The organism is Neisseria sp. HMSC068C04, from assembly GCF_001810105.1.
Lineage (GTDB): Bacteria > Pseudomonadota > Gammaproteobacteria > Burkholderiales > Neisseriaceae > Neisseria > Neisseria flavescens_B.
The window spans coordinates 47,329-59,996 of sequence record NZ_KV800003.1 but is presented as its reverse complement, the minus strand read 5'-3'; the positions used below and the strand labels follow the sequence as shown (position 1 = coordinate 59,996).

General features: G+C 51.0%; 13 protein-coding genes. 8 read left to right on the top strand and 5 right to left on the bottom strand.

Annotated elements, in window-relative coordinates:
* Positions 1 to 92: 92 nt before the first annotated feature.
* Genes cas2 (HMPREF2700_RS10630) through cas2 (HMPREF2700_RS10620) form a run of 3 tightly spaced genes read right to left on the bottom strand, consistent with a single transcriptional unit; the run spans position 93 to position 1,690 of the window.
* Complete coding sequence (cas2, locus tag HMPREF2700_RS10630) at positions 93 to 383, bottom strand: CRISPR-associated endonuclease Cas2 (RefSeq protein ID WP_070592011.1); 291 nt, start codon at positions 381 to 383, stop codon at positions 93 to 95.
* Positions 380 to 1,396 carry a CRISPR-associated endonuclease Cas1 gene (gene cas1, locus HMPREF2700_RS10625; protein WP_070592009.1) on the bottom strand — a complete coding sequence of 339 codons (1,017 nt, stop codon included), beginning with the start codon at positions 1,394 to 1,396 and terminating at the stop codon, positions 380 to 382. Before cas1 ends, cas2 (HMPREF2700_RS10630) begins: the two co-directional genes overlap by 4 nt.
* Before the next feature lie 12 nt (positions 1,397 to 1,408).
* Positions 1,409 to 1,690 carry a CRISPR-associated endonuclease Cas2 gene (gene cas2 / locus HMPREF2700_RS10620; protein ID WP_070592007.1) on the bottom strand — a complete coding sequence of 94 codons (282 nt, stop codon included), beginning with the start codon at positions 1,688 to 1,690 and terminating at the stop codon, positions 1,409 to 1,411.
* 138 nt (positions 1,691 to 1,828) lie between these two features.
* On the opposite strand from cas2 (HMPREF2700_RS10620), the gene csx16 reads away from it, so the two are divergent.
* Positions 1,829 to 2,128: a CRISPR-associated protein Csx16 gene (gene csx16 / locus HMPREF2700_RS10615; protein ID WP_070592005.1), complete on the top strand. Its 300-nt coding sequence runs from the start codon at positions 1,829 to 1,831 to the stop codon at positions 2,126 to 2,128.
* Positions 2,129 to 2,155: 27 nt separating this feature from the next.
* On the top strand, positions 2,156 to 3,244 hold the full coding sequence (gene csm6, locus HMPREF2700_RS10610; protein WP_168162747.1) for a CRISPR-associated ring nuclease Csm6: 1,089 nt from the start codon (positions 2,156 to 2,158) through the stop codon (positions 3,242 to 3,244).
* A gap of 74 nt (positions 3,245 to 3,318) precedes the next feature.
* On the opposite strand, the gene rsgA is transcribed toward csm6, so the two are convergent.
* On the bottom strand, positions 3,319 to 4,185 hold the full coding sequence (gene rsgA, locus HMPREF2700_RS10605; RefSeq protein WP_070592002.1) for a ribosome small subunit-dependent GTPase A: 867 nt from the start codon (positions 4,183 to 4,185) through the stop codon (positions 3,319 to 3,321).
* Positions 4,186 to 4,335: 150 nt separating this feature from the next.
* Between rsgA and HMPREF2700_RS10600 the strand changes: the two genes are divergently transcribed.
* The 5 genes from HMPREF2700_RS10600 to HMPREF2700_RS10580 all read left to right on the top strand — a co-directional run bounded on the left by HMPREF2700_RS10600 (position 4,336) and on the right by HMPREF2700_RS10580 (position 9,181).
* The gene (locus HMPREF2700_RS10600; protein ID WP_070592001.1) at positions 4,336 to 4,953 is read left to right on the top strand and encodes a tellurite resistance TerB family protein; all 618 of its coding nucleotides are present in this window, start codon (positions 4,336 to 4,338) and stop codon (positions 4,951 to 4,953) included.
* A 99-nt stretch (positions 4,954 to 5,052) separates the two neighbouring features.
* The gene (locus HMPREF2700_RS10595) at positions 5,053 to 5,973 is read left to right on the top strand and encodes a patatin-like phospholipase family protein (protein WP_070591999.1); all 921 of its coding nucleotides are present in this window, start codon (positions 5,053 to 5,055) and stop codon (positions 5,971 to 5,973) included.
* 108 nt (positions 5,974 to 6,081) lie between these two features.
* Positions 6,082 to 7,938: a ribonuclease catalytic domain-containing protein gene (locus HMPREF2700_RS10590; protein ID WP_070591998.1), complete on the top strand. Its 1,857-nt coding sequence runs from the start codon at positions 6,082 to 6,084 to the stop codon at positions 7,936 to 7,938.
* 135 nt (positions 7,939 to 8,073) lie between these two features.
* Positions 8,074 to 8,301: an exodeoxyribonuclease VII small subunit gene (locus HMPREF2700_RS10585; protein ID WP_070591996.1), complete on the top strand. Its 228-nt coding sequence runs from the start codon at positions 8,074 to 8,076 to the stop codon at positions 8,299 to 8,301.
* Positions 8,285 to 9,181 (top strand): polyprenyl synthetase family protein, encoded by an 897-nt coding sequence (locus tag HMPREF2700_RS10580; RefSeq protein WP_070591994.1) that lies wholly within the window; start codon positions 8,285 to 8,287, stop codon positions 9,179 to 9,181. Before HMPREF2700_RS10585 ends, HMPREF2700_RS10580 begins: the two co-directional genes overlap by 17 nt.
* A 157-nt stretch (positions 9,182 to 9,338) precedes the next feature.
* Here the strand turns inward: HMPREF2700_RS10580 and ftsY are convergent, their stop codons facing one another.
* A complete protein-coding gene (gene ftsY, locus HMPREF2700_RS10575; RefSeq protein ID WP_070591992.1) occupies positions 9,339 to 10,871 on the bottom strand; it encodes a signal recognition particle-docking protein FtsY in 1,533 nt (510 codons plus the stop codon).
* Positions 10,872 to 11,016: 145 nt separating this feature from the next.
* Between ftsY and msrAB the strand changes: the two genes are divergently transcribed.
* Positions 11,017 to 12,585 carry a bifunctional peptide-methionine (S)-S-oxide reductase MsrA/peptide-methionine (R)-S-oxide reductase MsrB gene (gene msrAB / locus HMPREF2700_RS10570; protein WP_070591991.1) on the top strand — a complete coding sequence of 523 codons (1,569 nt, stop codon included), beginning with the start codon at positions 11,017 to 11,019 and terminating at the stop codon, positions 12,583 to 12,585.
* Positions 12,586 to 12,668: the final 83 nt, after the last annotated feature.

The window sequence follows — 12,668 nt, the reverse complement described above, 5'->3', positions numbered from 1 at the left end:
ACGGTAAACAAATGCCGTCTGAAACCTGTATTTAGGGTTTCAGACGGCATTTTTATAAGGAACGGCCATCTATAAGCACGGCCTTTGATTTATCAGCCTGAAATGACCGGAATATGGCCGCACAGTACGATGCCCTCTGCCAAGAGGCTGCCTTTGAGTTCGTAGATGGGGCTGTGCGGGTTAAGCGAATAGATACGCAAATCGTCTGCCTTATCCAACATTCCGGTCAGTTTTTGAAACAAATGTTGCGCTTCTTCTTGTGTGCCTTTAAAAATGAAGACGCTGTTTTGCAAATGTAGCGCTTGTCCGCTTAAAAAACGGTAAGCCCTGCCCAATCGTTTACGGTCGGTAATATCGTAGGCTATCAGCCAGTTTTGTTTCATGATGCCTCGCTTTCTTCATTGGTTTCGTTTTCTATCACCATCCAGTCGCCGTCAAGGGCGATATCGGGCTGACGACTGACTGCCGCCAGATACTTGAGCAGGCGGGTGCAGCTTTGACGGATGTCTTTGCGCCATTCTTTTGCTTGTTGTTCGTAGGCTTGGTAAAAGCGGATACGCGCTGCTTTTCCCATTTGGCAGCCGTTTTTTTCATTCGTACTAAAATCTTGTTCCCTTAACATTTGGGTACGGAAAAGCTGTAAGGCCCATTGATCATATCGTGGACGGAATGGTTCCAATAGGTCGCTGGCAAGCGATTCCCTGCCATGGACAGGCTGATGGTAAATTCCGATATAGGGGTCAAGCCCGGCCAGGTAAAGCTGCCGTACGATATCGAAATGCAGCAATGTATAACCTAATGATAAAACGGCATTGACGGGATCTTTGGGCGGCCGTCTGTTGCGGCCTTGAAAACTCAGACTTGATGGTAGAAAGGTTTGCCAGACTTGAAAGTATTGTGCGGCGGCTATGCCTTCTACTCCTCTGATTTGCTCTAGGCTGTCTGAAGCTGCCACTTGATTTGTTAATCGTTTGATGTTTTCTAAGATGTTTTTTCGATGTGGAGCGCTTTCCGGGTAGAGGATATCAATATCTGCAAGCATCTCGGCTTGCCGGTTGATTTTTTCGCTCACCAGACACTTTGCTATTTTTAAGCCGTATTTGGGTGTGCTGATAATCTGGTATTGGGCGATGCGACGGCGGCTGTCTGTTTTGGGACAAGGAAGTATGATATTTGGCTTTTGCATCCTGCCGCTTAACACGAGCAGGCCTATTCCTTTCTCTCCGAGCTTGGCTAAGACGGAGGTGCCCAGTCTGGTTTCTCCTTTAATGCAAATACGCTCAAGGACGTTGAGTGGCACGGTATTGATGCGTTTGTCGCCTTCCCTAAATATAAGGGCATCGTGTTCTACGGACAAAGACAGGTTTTTGCGGTCGATATATAGCGTGGGCATCATGTTTCTTTCTGATCAGGCAATGATAAAGGTTTCATAACGCAATGGTTGGGCGGCACCAAACAACATGGCGTGTTGTTCTGTCTCAGGCAGGCAAACGGCATTCAGCTTGTCTCCTTCCTGGAGCAGATTGGGCAAACGGCAACGCAAGTCTTGCCATTCGGTTTCGGTCAGCCAGCATTCGTACAGGGATTTTTGGCTGCCTGTGGCATAGCCTTGTAAGATGTTGCGGACTTGGTGCTGTCTACCGCTATCGCTTATGTCATAGGCAATCAGATAAAATCGGCGTATGCTCATGTTTTATTTTGGGCTTGATGCTTACTGCTATTATCGGCAGGTTGTATGTTGTATGCATTGATGACAAATTTGTGTTTGATGATGGTGTCTGAAATAGCAGATATGATGCGGTTTTTAAATTAACGAGGTAAGGTTCGGATGACTGTTTGGTTTGTTTCTCGCCACCAAGGTGCCATTGATTGGGCGGTGCGTGAATCAGGCTTTTCGATTGATCGTTTCGAACCGCATTTGAATACGGATGAGGTCGCTGATGGCGATGTGGTATTGGGTACGTTGCCGCTGCATTTGGCCGCGGATGTATGTGCCAAAGGTGCGGTATTTTACTTTTTACAGTTGCCGCAGGAGCTGTCGGGACGTGGGTCTGAATATACGGCCGATGAGATGGTATGTATGGGGGCGCGTTTACGCCGGTTTGATGTATCGAGCCGTAAGGATTAAGGCGGCATATTGACAGGGAAAATGAAAATGAAAGAAAAGATTTTGGTCGTGGTGTCGGGAATGACGCCGCAAATTATTACGGAAACTGTGTTTGCCCTTGCTCAAAAGCAATGGATTCCCAACCGTATTGTGGCGCTGACGACTTTGGCCGGTGCGGAAAAAATCAAAAGCCGGTTGCTGGGCGAAAACGGATATTTCAGACGGCTGCGTCAGGAATATGATTTGCCGGATATTCACTTTGATGAGCATTCTATTGAGATTATCCGCGATGAGGATGGCTCTTTGGAAGATATTCGTACGCCGGAACAAAATAATGCGGCAGCAGATATGATTGTGCGATGGATTCGGGATTTGTGTGCCGATAAGAATACGGAGTTGCATATTTCAATTGCAGGCGGACGAAAATCTATGGGGTTTTATATCGGCTATGCTTTGTCGCTTTTTGGCAGAAAACAGGACAAGATGTCCCATGTTTTGGTGGAAGAGGCTTTTGAAACGCATCCGGAATTTTTCTATCCGCCTAAAAATGAGCTGTTTTTAAACACGAGCAAGCATGGGATGATGAATGCATCTAAGGCACAAGTCATGTTGGCAGAAATTCCGTTTGTCCGCATGGGTGGCGGAAAAGTGGATTGGACGCTGACGGAAGGACAAACTTTTTCTCAAGCTGTGATGTGTATACAAGAAATGTTGGATGATACGCAGGTTGTTATTGATGTGGAAAAAGGGCACATCCACTTTGGTACGGTTTGCGTGGAAAATCTGACTCCTCGAGAATTTTCCGTCTATCTGACAATGGCGCAACTGTGCATAGACGGCCGGAAAATCAAGCAGGAAGAAGAGGAAGAATTGGCATGCTTGGTTTGGGCAAACTATAAAAATCGCCGCAAAAAATCTGATGAGATTACATTGGAAAAATGGTTGGAAGACGATGGCGTGAAATTAGGCTCGTTCTTTTGGGCTCGATTCGGCGAAGACCGCTCAAATATTGCGAAGAAATTCCGCAAGGTTATGGGGGAATACGGCAAACAATTTACCATCCATGCGGAGGGAAAACGTAATAAGCTGTATTATTTGCCTCTAGAGCCATCTTCTATCGATATTCAAAACAAATGATAGCCCAAGCAAAGGCCGTCTGAAATTTTCAGACGGCCTTTTTATTTATCCAAACACTTATTTCCGTTAAAACTTTATCTCAACAATTCATCGGTAACGCGTTGCAGAAATTCGATGCGCTCGGGTTTGGCTTCGCCTGATTCGGCAGCGGCTTTGACAGCGCAGCCGGGTTCGGCACGGTGGGTGCAGTTGTGGAAACGGCACTGGCCGATGAGGTGGTGCAGGTCGGGAAAGTATTGCAATAAATCGGCAGCTTGGAGATGGTGCAAGCCGAATTCTTGCAGGCCGGGGGAATCGATGAGTCGGGTCTCTGCGTTTAAATCGTACAGTTGGGCGTGGGTGGTGGTGTGTTTGCCGGAGTCGAGCGCGGTGGAAATGTCGCCGGTTCGGGCGGCTTGGTTGCCGAGTAGGGCGTTAGTCAGGGTGGACTTGCCCATGCCGCTTTGTCCGAGCAGGATGTTGGTTTGTCCTTCTAAAATGGGACGCAGGATGTCGGCGTTTTCCAATGCGTTGGTTTCGACCACGGAGTAGCCGAGGTTTTCGTAGAATTTGAGTTTTTCGCGCCATTGGGCGGTTTCGGGGAGGTCGGCTTTGTTGAGGACGATAACGGCGTCGATGCCGGCCGCTTCTGCCGCGAGGAGGGCGCGTTGCAACAGGGCTTCGCTGGGTGAGGGGCTGGCGGCGGTTACGATGAGCAGTTGAGTAACGTTGGCGGCAATCAGTTTGGTTTTCCACGCGTCTTGGCGGTAGAGCAGGCTTTCGCGCGGGAGGTAGTCTTCAATCACGACTTGTTCGCCGTTGATGGGGCTGATGCGGACTTGGTCGCCGCAGGCAAAATCAACGCGTTTTTTGCGGGTGGTGGCGTCATATGTTTGGCCGTCGGAGGTGCGGACAATATAGCGGCGGCCATAGCTGGTAATGATTTGGGCGGTATCGGTCATGATGGGGTTTATTGTTTGGAATGGTGTGATTGTACCGAAAGTCGGCTATGGCCGTCTGAAAACTTGTTTGCACCTTTTAACTTTCTTTGGCTTGGTTTTTTGGTGTTTCTGCCCTATATTTGCAATGTATTTGTTTTCAGGAGATTTTTTATGGATTTCAGTCAGTTGCTCAATCAGGTTTTGGGTGCGGCTCAAAAAGGTAGCAAAGCGGTGGCGGACAGCCCACTCAATTCTTTCGGCGGCGGCGCACTGACGGGTGCTTTGGCATCGATGCTGTTGAAAAAGAAAAACACGAAGAAGCTGGTCAAGGCCGGCTCGGTCGCTGCTTTGGGTTTTCTGGCTTATAAAGGCTATCAAAACTGGAAACAAAACCGCCAACAGGAAGAATTGCCGCAAAGTGCGTTCCAACCTGCCGGCCTGATTGGAGAAAACCACAGCCGTGTGATTTTGCAAACGATGATTGCGGCGGCGGCTTCAGACGGCCTGATTGACGATACGGAACGTGCGGCGATTGAGCGTGAAAGCGGCAGCGACGCGGAAACGGCGGCATGGTTGCAGACTGAATATGCGCAACCGGCCTCTATCGAGCAAATTGCCGCTTCTGTCGGCAGCGACGAGGCTTTGGCAGCTGAAACTTATCTGGCGGCCCGATTGGTCTGCGCAGACTTGTCGCGCAAGGAAATCGTGTTCCTGAGCCGTTTGTCCCAAGCTTTGAATTTGGACGACCAACTGGTCGAAAGCTTGGAAAAACAGCTCGAATTGGCTTAAGCTTGATTTAAAAGGCCGTCTGAAACTTGATTTCAGACGGCCTTTCGACTTAATTTCAGAGTAAAATAACCCTTTCGACATATTAAAGGCTGTCTGAACATGAATAAACTTTTTTCCACATTCAAAACGTTTTTAGCCGCTTCGTCCGTCTTGGTATTGGCTGCCTGTCCGAGCGGCAACGCGCCGCAATCCAAACCTTCTACGCAGGGTCAAAATACGGTTTCACGTCCTGCACCCAAACCGAAAGCCACGGTTGCGCTGGCTTTGGGCGGCGGCGCGTCCAAAGGTTTTGCCCATATCGGTATTATTAAGGTTTTGAAAGAAAACAATATTCCGGTCAAAATCGTTACCGGTACATCCGCTGGCTCGATTGTCGGCAGTATGTACGCTTCGGGAATGTCGCCCGACCGCCTCGAATTGGAAGCGGAAATTTTGGGTAAAACCGATTTGGTGGATTTGACCTTGTCCACCAGCGGCTTCATCAAAGGCGAAAAACTGCAAAACTACATCAACCGCAAAGTCGGCAACCGTCCGATGCAGCAATTCCCCATCAAATTTGCCGCCGTTGCGACCGATTTTGAAAGCGGCAAACCGGTGGTGTTCAACGTCGGCAATGCCGGACAGGCCGTCCGCGCTTCCGCTTCGATTCCGAACGTGTTCCAGCCTGTCGTTATCGGCAACCGCAAATATGTAGACGGCGGCCTGTCGCAGCCCGTACCGGTCAGCGCGGCGAAAAAACTGGGTGCAAACTTCATCATTGCCGTCGATATTTCCGCCCGTCCGGCCAAAAATGTCAGCCAAGGCATGTTCTCCTATCTTGACCAAACCTTCAACGTAATGAGTCAAACTGCGTTGCGCCAAGAATTGGGCCAAGCCAATGTGGTCATCAAACCGCAGGTTTTGGAGCTGGGTTCGGTTGGTGGCTTCGACCAAAAACAACGCGCCATCCAATTGGGCGAACAGGCCGCTCGCGCCGCGCTGCCTGAAATCAAACGCAAACTGGCAGCATACCAGTATTAATCATCCGCCGTTTGAACAGGCCGTCTGAAAGTATGTTTTTCAGACGGCCTTTCTCGTGCAAATCTGCTAAAATCACGCGTTTCCTACAAATCATAAAATCCTAAAAAAATGAATATCTTTTACGAAGAGTCCGGCCAATTCAAAGTTGCCTCTATTGTCCAAAAAAACGACGCCACCTACCAAGTCGATACCCAACACGGCAAACGCACCAAAGTGAAGGCAAACAATGTCTTTGCCGAGTTTGACGGCGATATGGCGGCATTTTTGGAGAACGCGCAGGCACAGGCGGCGGACATCGACACCGATTTATTGTGGGAAGTATGCGGCGAAGAGGAATTTACCGCCGAAGCCATCGCCGAAGAATATTACGGCCATGCACCGACAAAAACCGAGCTGGCGGCAACTTTGATTGCGCTTTACGCCGCGCCGATGTATTTCTACAAAAAAGCCAAAGGCGTGTTCAAAGCCGCGCCGGAAGAAACCTTAAAACAAGCGCTTGCAGCGATCGAACGCAAAAAACAGCAAGACGCGCAAATCGACGCTTGGGCGGAAGCCTTGAAACGCGGCGAGATGCCGTCTGAAATCGCGGCGGATTTGAAAACCATCTTACATGCTCCCGACAAGCAGTCGCTGACCTACAAAGCCTTTACCAAAGCCGCCGATGAGCTGAAAATCTCCGCCTACGAACTGGCGAAAAAGACAGGCGGCATTACGTCCATTCCCCAATACCTGCAAGACGGGTTTGAAATCAAATATTTCCCAAAAGGAACAGGCTTCCCCGACCTTCCGCTTCCTGAAATGCCTGACTTGCCTAAGGCTGACGTTACCGCCTTTTCCATTGATGACGAATCGACCACCGAAGTCGATGACGCCTTGAGCCTGACCGACTTGGGCAATGGCATGAAACGCGTCGGTATCCACATCGCCGCGCCGTCGCTTGCCATCAAACAAGGCGACAAAATGGAAAAAAACATCATGGAACGCTTGAGCACGGTTTATTTCCCCGGCGGCAAAATCACCATGTTGCCCGAAAACTGGATTGCCGCGTTCAGCCTTGATGCAGGCGCATACCGCCCTTCCATCAGCATTTATTTCGATGTGGACAACGAGTTCAACGTCGGCACGCCAACCTGCAAAATCGAAGCGGTCAACATCGCTGAAAACCTGCGCATTCAAACCATCGAGCCGTATTTCAACGCCGAAACCGGCTTGGACGAAGCAGGCGAAATGATGTTTGCCCACCATCAAGACCTGATTTGGTTCTATCAATTCGCCATCGCCCTGCAAAAAGCGCGCGGCAAATACGAGCCCGACCGCGCGCCGCAATACGATTACAGCATCGAATTGGATGAGGAAGGCAACGTATCCGTCGTCCGCCGCGAACGCGGTTCGCCCATTGATACGCTGGTCAGCGAGATGATGATTCTTGCCAACAGCACTTGGGCGCAAATGCTGGACGAAAACGAGCTGCCCGGCCTTTTCCGCGTCCAACCGGCAGGCAAAGTGCGCATGAGCACCAAATCCGAGCCGCACATCGGCATGGGCGTGCAACATTACGGCTGGTTTACCTCGCCGCTGCGCCGCGCCGCCGACTACATCAACCAAAAGCAGCTGATCAGCCTGATCGACGACTCTGCCGAGCCACTGTATCAAAACAGCGATGCCGAGCTTTTCGCCGCGCTGCGCGACTTCGATGCCGCCTATACAGCCTACGCCGACTTCCAACGCCAAATGGAAGCCTACTGGAGCCTCGTATACCTGCAACAGCAAGGCACGAGCGAGCTGACGGCCACCATCCTCAAAGAAGACCTCGTCCGCATTGAAGGCCTGCCGCTGGTAACGCGCGCGACCGGTATTCCGTTTGACGCGCTGCCTAAATCGCAGGCATTGTTCAAAATCACTGAATTGGATGCCGAGAAGCAGTTTATCGCGCTCAACTATCAAAAAGCCGTTTTACCGGGCTGATAACGTTATTCCGTTTGAAAAAAGGCCGTCTGAACGCAGAAACAGAAATCTTTGATTTCGTTTTCATCCCCGTTCAGACGGCCTTCATCATCTAAAAATGCTACAATTCCCCTTTTCTGCCCATCATTTCAAACCATGAAAAAAAACGCCCCCCAATCCTTTGAAGAAGCCTTATCCCGCCTCGAAACCCTGACCCAGGCCATGCAAAGCAGCGAAATGCCGCTGGAAGACGCTTTGGCCGCCTATCAGGAAGGCAACGAATTGGTCAGATACTGCCAAACCAAATTGGCGGAAGTCGAGCAGAAACTGCAAGTCTTGGATGCCGGCGAACTGAAGGAGTTGAACCTTGAACCCGGCAAATGAACTCAAAACATGGCAGCAAAAAGCCCAAGCGCAAACCGAATTGCTGCTGGCACATTTCTTGCCGTCTGAAAGCCAAGTGCCGCACACGCTGCATGAAGCCATGCGTTACGTTACCCTCGGCGGCGGCAAACGGCTGCGCCCGCTCTTGGTGCTTGCTGCGTCCGAATTGGGCGAAGCAAACCAAAATGCCGTCGAGCAGGCGATGGCGGCCATCGAAATGGTGCACGTCTATTCGTTGGTTCACGACGATATGCCGGCGATGGACAACGACAGCCTGCGCCGCGGCAAACCGACCTGCCATGTACAATACGACGAAGCCACCGCCCTCTTGGTCGGCGACGCGCTGCAAACCCAAGCCTTCGACGTATTGAGCCGTCCGACCGGCCTGCCTGCCGAACGTCAGCTTGCCATGTTGTCCACACTGGCCCAAGCATCCGGCAGCCTCGGCATGGCGGGCGGACAAGCCATCGACCTTGCCAATGTCGGCAAAGCCATGAATCAGGCCGAATTGGAACAGATGCACAGCCTCAAGACCGGCGCACTCATCCGCGCGGCCGTGGCCTTAGGCGCACTTTCCTGCCCAGACTTAACACCGGATCAAATCCAAACCTTAGATCACTACGCCGCCAAATTAGGTTTGGCTTTCCAAGTGATCGACGATGTATTGGACTGCGAAGCCGATACCGCCACCTTGGGCAAAACCGCCGGCAAAGACTCGGACAACGACAAACCGACCTACGTCAAACTGATGGGCCTGCACGCCGCGCGTACTTATGCAGAAACGCTGATTGCAGAAGCCGTTGCCCTGATCGAGCCATTCGGCGACAAAGCCCTGCGCTTGCGCCAACTGGCAGAGTTTGTTACCGCAAGGAAAAACTAAACCTGTAAATAAACAAAGGCCGTCTGAAACCTGATTTTGGGTTTCAGACGGCCTTTTTAACAGCCTGTTTGGCTTAGGTATCCCATCCCGAATACAGAGTCTTCAAAGTGTATGAAACACCCTGCAAACAGCGTTCACAAAGCCTCAGCCTATCTGTTTAATCCAATAGGGCATCTACAAACGCTTTAGCATTAAACGGACGCAAATCGTCGATGCCTTCGCCTACGCCAATGTAGCGGACAGGAACAGGGCGGTCAGAGGCAAGGGCGGCAAGAATACCGCCTTTGGCTGTACCATCGAGTTTGGTCACGATAAGACCGGTCAGACCCAGCGCTTCGTCAAAGGCTTTCACTTGGTTGACGGCGTTTTGACCGATGTTGGCATCAAGCACGACGATAATTTCATGTGGCGCATCAGGCATGGCTTTTTGCAACACGCGCTTCACTTTTTTAATTTCTTCCATCAAATGAAGCTGCGTCGGCAGACGGCCGGCTGTATCGGCCAGCACGATGTCGATACTGCGCGCTTTGGCGGCTTGGACGGCATCAAAACATACGGCAGCGGAATCGCCTGTGGTTTGCGAAATCACGGTCACATTGTTGCGCTCGCCCCAAGCCTGAAGCTGCTCACGCGCGGCGGCACGGAAAGTATCGCCTGCCGCCAACAACACGGATTTGCCCTGCGCTTGGAAGTATTTGGCGAGTTTGCCGATAGACGTGGTTTTGCCTGCGCCATTGATACCGGCAAGCATAATCACGAAAGGCTCCTTGGTTTCCGGCAAGACCAAAGGCTTCTCCAGAGGCTTAATCAAGTCGTACAGCGCATCTTTCAGCGCACCGCGCAATTCGTTGCCGTCTTTGAGGCCTTTGAGGCTGACCCGGTCGCGCACGTCTTTCATCAAGTATTCGGTGGCTTCCATGCCCATATCGCTGGTAATCAGCACGGTTTCTAGCTCTTCGTACAAATCCTCGTCGATTTGTCCGCCACCAAACACGCCTGCCAATGATTTTGCCATTTTGTCGCGTGATTTGGTCAAGCCTTGTTTCAAACGCGCAGCCCAACTGAGCTTGTGTTCTTCTACCGGAGCAGGGGCTTCAGCCGGTGTTTCTGCAACGGCTTCTTGAGCTTGCTCGACAGCTTCGCTAATTGCTTCAACAGCTTCTTCTTTTGCTGCTTCGGCCTGTTCTGCTGTTTCCTCAGCAGCTTCAGCCACTTCAGACGGCATCTCGGCAACGGTTTCTTGAACCTGTTCCACAGCCTCGCCGACGGTTTCAACAGCCGCTTCTTTTGCCGCTTCAGCCTGTTCCACTGCTTCCTCAGCGACCTCGCCCACTTCAGACGGCATCTCGGCAACGGTTTCTTGAACCTGTTCAACAGCCTCGCTGACGGTTTCAACGACCGCTTCTTTTGCCGCTTCAACGTGTTCTTCTACTTTTTCGACTGTTTCAGACGGCGTTTCGGTTAAAGCTTCTCGAACCTGCTCGACGGTTTCGCTAACGGTTTCAACAGCCGATTCGACAACTGATTCAACATGCCCTTTGACGTTTTCCGCTAAAGATTCGGCATCTTCTTTAATATTTTCAACTACTTGAGCAACTTCAGATTCTACTTTTGCTGCGGTTTCCTGAACTTGAGCCTCATCAGGAGCCGGAGTTTCCTGTTTTTTCTTGCGACGGAAGAAGCTGAACATTAAATTTTCCTTTTAATTTTAGAAACTTGAAATAGGGAGTATTGTAGCGTATTTTACGTGGCAAGGTCGTCTGAAAATCAAGGTTGTCAGGTTTTGGCATTTCCAACGTCTAACAAGACAAACCATCCACACAGGAAACATAGAGATGAATCCCCGCACATTATTTTCACTTTGCACCAAGTTCGGCTGCCTGCTTGCGCTTGGCGCCTGCTCATCCAAAATGATGGATACCGAAGCCGCAACCATACCGCAGGCATTGTCCTCGTTGAAAACCCCTGACAACCGCCCTGCCAGTGTTTTTCTGAAAAAAGACAAACCCACCCTGATTAAATTTTGGGCAAGTTGGTGTCCTTTGTGTTTGTCCGAATTGGGACAAACCGAAAAATGGGCACAAGATGCAAAATTCGGTTCTGCCAACCTGATTACCGTCGCCTCGCCCGGTTTTCTGCACGAGAAAAAAGACGGCGACTTTCAAAAATGGTATGCCGGTTTGAACTATCCTAAGCTGCCTGTTGTGACAGACAACGGCGGCACCATCGCCCAAAGCCTGAATATCAGTGTTTACCCTTCGTGGGCGTTAATCGGCAAAGACGGCGACGTGCAGCGCATCGTCAAAGGCAGCATCAACGAAGCGCAGGCATTGGCGTTAATCCGCGATCCCAATGCCGATTTAGGCCGTCTGAAAAATTCGTTCTACAAACCCGACACACAGAAAAAGGATTCAGCAATCATGAATACGCGCACCATCTATCTTGCCGGCGGCTGCTTCTGGGGCTTGGAAGCCTATTTCCAACGCATAGACGGCGTGGTTGACGCAGTATCCGGCTATGCCAACGGCAAAACGGAAAACCCAAGCTACGAAGACGTTTCCTACCGCGATACAGGCCATGCCGAAACCGTCAAAGTCACCTACGATGCCGACAAACTCAGCCTCGACGACATCCTGCAATACTATTTCCGCGTCGTTGACCCGACCAGCCTCAACAAACAAGGCAACGACACCGGCACGCAATACCGCAGCGGCGTGTACTACACCGACCCCGCCGAAAAAGCCGTCATCGCCGCCGCCCTCAAACGCGAGCAGCAAAAATACCAACAGCCTCTCGTCGTCGAAAACGAGCCGCTGAAAAACTTCTACGATGCCGAGGAATACCATCAGGACTACCTGATTAAAAACCCCAACGGCTACTGCCACATCGACATCCGCAAAGCCGACGAACCGCTGCCGGGCAAAAGCAAAGCCGCCCCGCAAGGCAAAGGCTTCGACGCGGCAACGTATAAAAAACCCAGTGCTGCCGAACTCAAACGCATTCTGACCGAAGAGCAATACCAAGTTACCCAAAAAAGCGCGACCGAATACGCCTTCAGTCATGAATACGACCACTTGTTCAAACCCGGCATTTATGTGGACATCGTCAGCGGCGAGCCCCTGTTCAGCTCTGCCGACAAATTCGATTCAGGCTGCGGCTGGCCGAGCTTCACCCACCCGATTAATGCCTCCGCCGTTACCGAACACGACGATTTCAGCTACAACATGCGCCGCACCGAAGTGCGCAGCCATGCCGCCGACTCACACTTGGGACACGTCTTCGCCGACGGCCCGAAAGACAAAGGCGGCCTGCGCTATTGCATCAACGGCGCAAGTTTGAAATTCATTCCTTTAGAAGAAATGGACGCAGCCGGCTACGGCGCATTGAAAGACAAAGTGAAATAACGGATTGAATCGAAAAAGGCCGTCTGAAAGAGATTTCAGAGGGCCTTTTTAATTTGTCGGATGCAAAGGGTTGGTTTCTTATC

Coding starts and splice junctions, on each gene's coding strand:
- csx16 (WP_070592005.1), top strand. CDS start 1,829: ATGACTGTTTGGTTTGTTTCTCGCCACCAAGGTGCCATTGATTGGGCG.
- cas1 (WP_070592009.1), bottom strand. CDS start 1,396: ATGATGCCCACGCTATATATCGACCGCAAAAACCTGTCTTTGTCCGTA.
- HMPREF2700_RS10585 (WP_070591996.1), top strand. CDS start 8,074: ATGAAAAAAAACGCCCCCCAATCCTTTGAAGAAGCCTTATCCCGCCTC.
- rsgA (WP_070592002.1), bottom strand. CDS start 4,185: ATGACCGATACCGCCCAAATCATTACCAGCTATGGCCGCCGCTATATT.
- HMPREF2700_RS10600 (WP_070592001.1), top strand. CDS start 4,336: ATGGATTTCAGTCAGTTGCTCAATCAGGTTTTGGGTGCGGCTCAAAAA.
- csm6 (WP_168162747.1), top strand. CDS start 2,156: ATGAAAGAAAAGATTTTGGTCGTGGTGTCGGGAATGACGCCGCAAATT.
- cas2 (WP_070592007.1), bottom strand. CDS start 1,690: ATGAGCATACGCCGATTTTATCTGATTGCCTATGACATAAGCGATAGC.
- HMPREF2700_RS10595 (WP_070591999.1), top strand. CDS start 5,053: ATGAATAAACTTTTTTCCACATTCAAAACGTTTTTAGCCGCTTCGTCC.
- HMPREF2700_RS10590 (WP_070591998.1), top strand. CDS start 6,082: ATGAATATCTTTTACGAAGAGTCCGGCCAATTCAAAGTTGCCTCTATT.
- cas2 (WP_070592011.1), bottom strand. CDS start 383: ATGAAACAAAACTGGCTGATAGCCTACGATATTACCGACCGTAAACGA.
- ftsY (WP_070591992.1), bottom strand. CDS start 10,871: ATGTTCAGCTTCTTCCGTCGCAAGAAAAAACAGGAAACTCCGGCTCCT.
- msrAB (WP_070591991.1), top strand. CDS start 11,017: ATGAATCCCCGCACATTATTTTCACTTTGCACCAAGTTCGGCTGCCTG.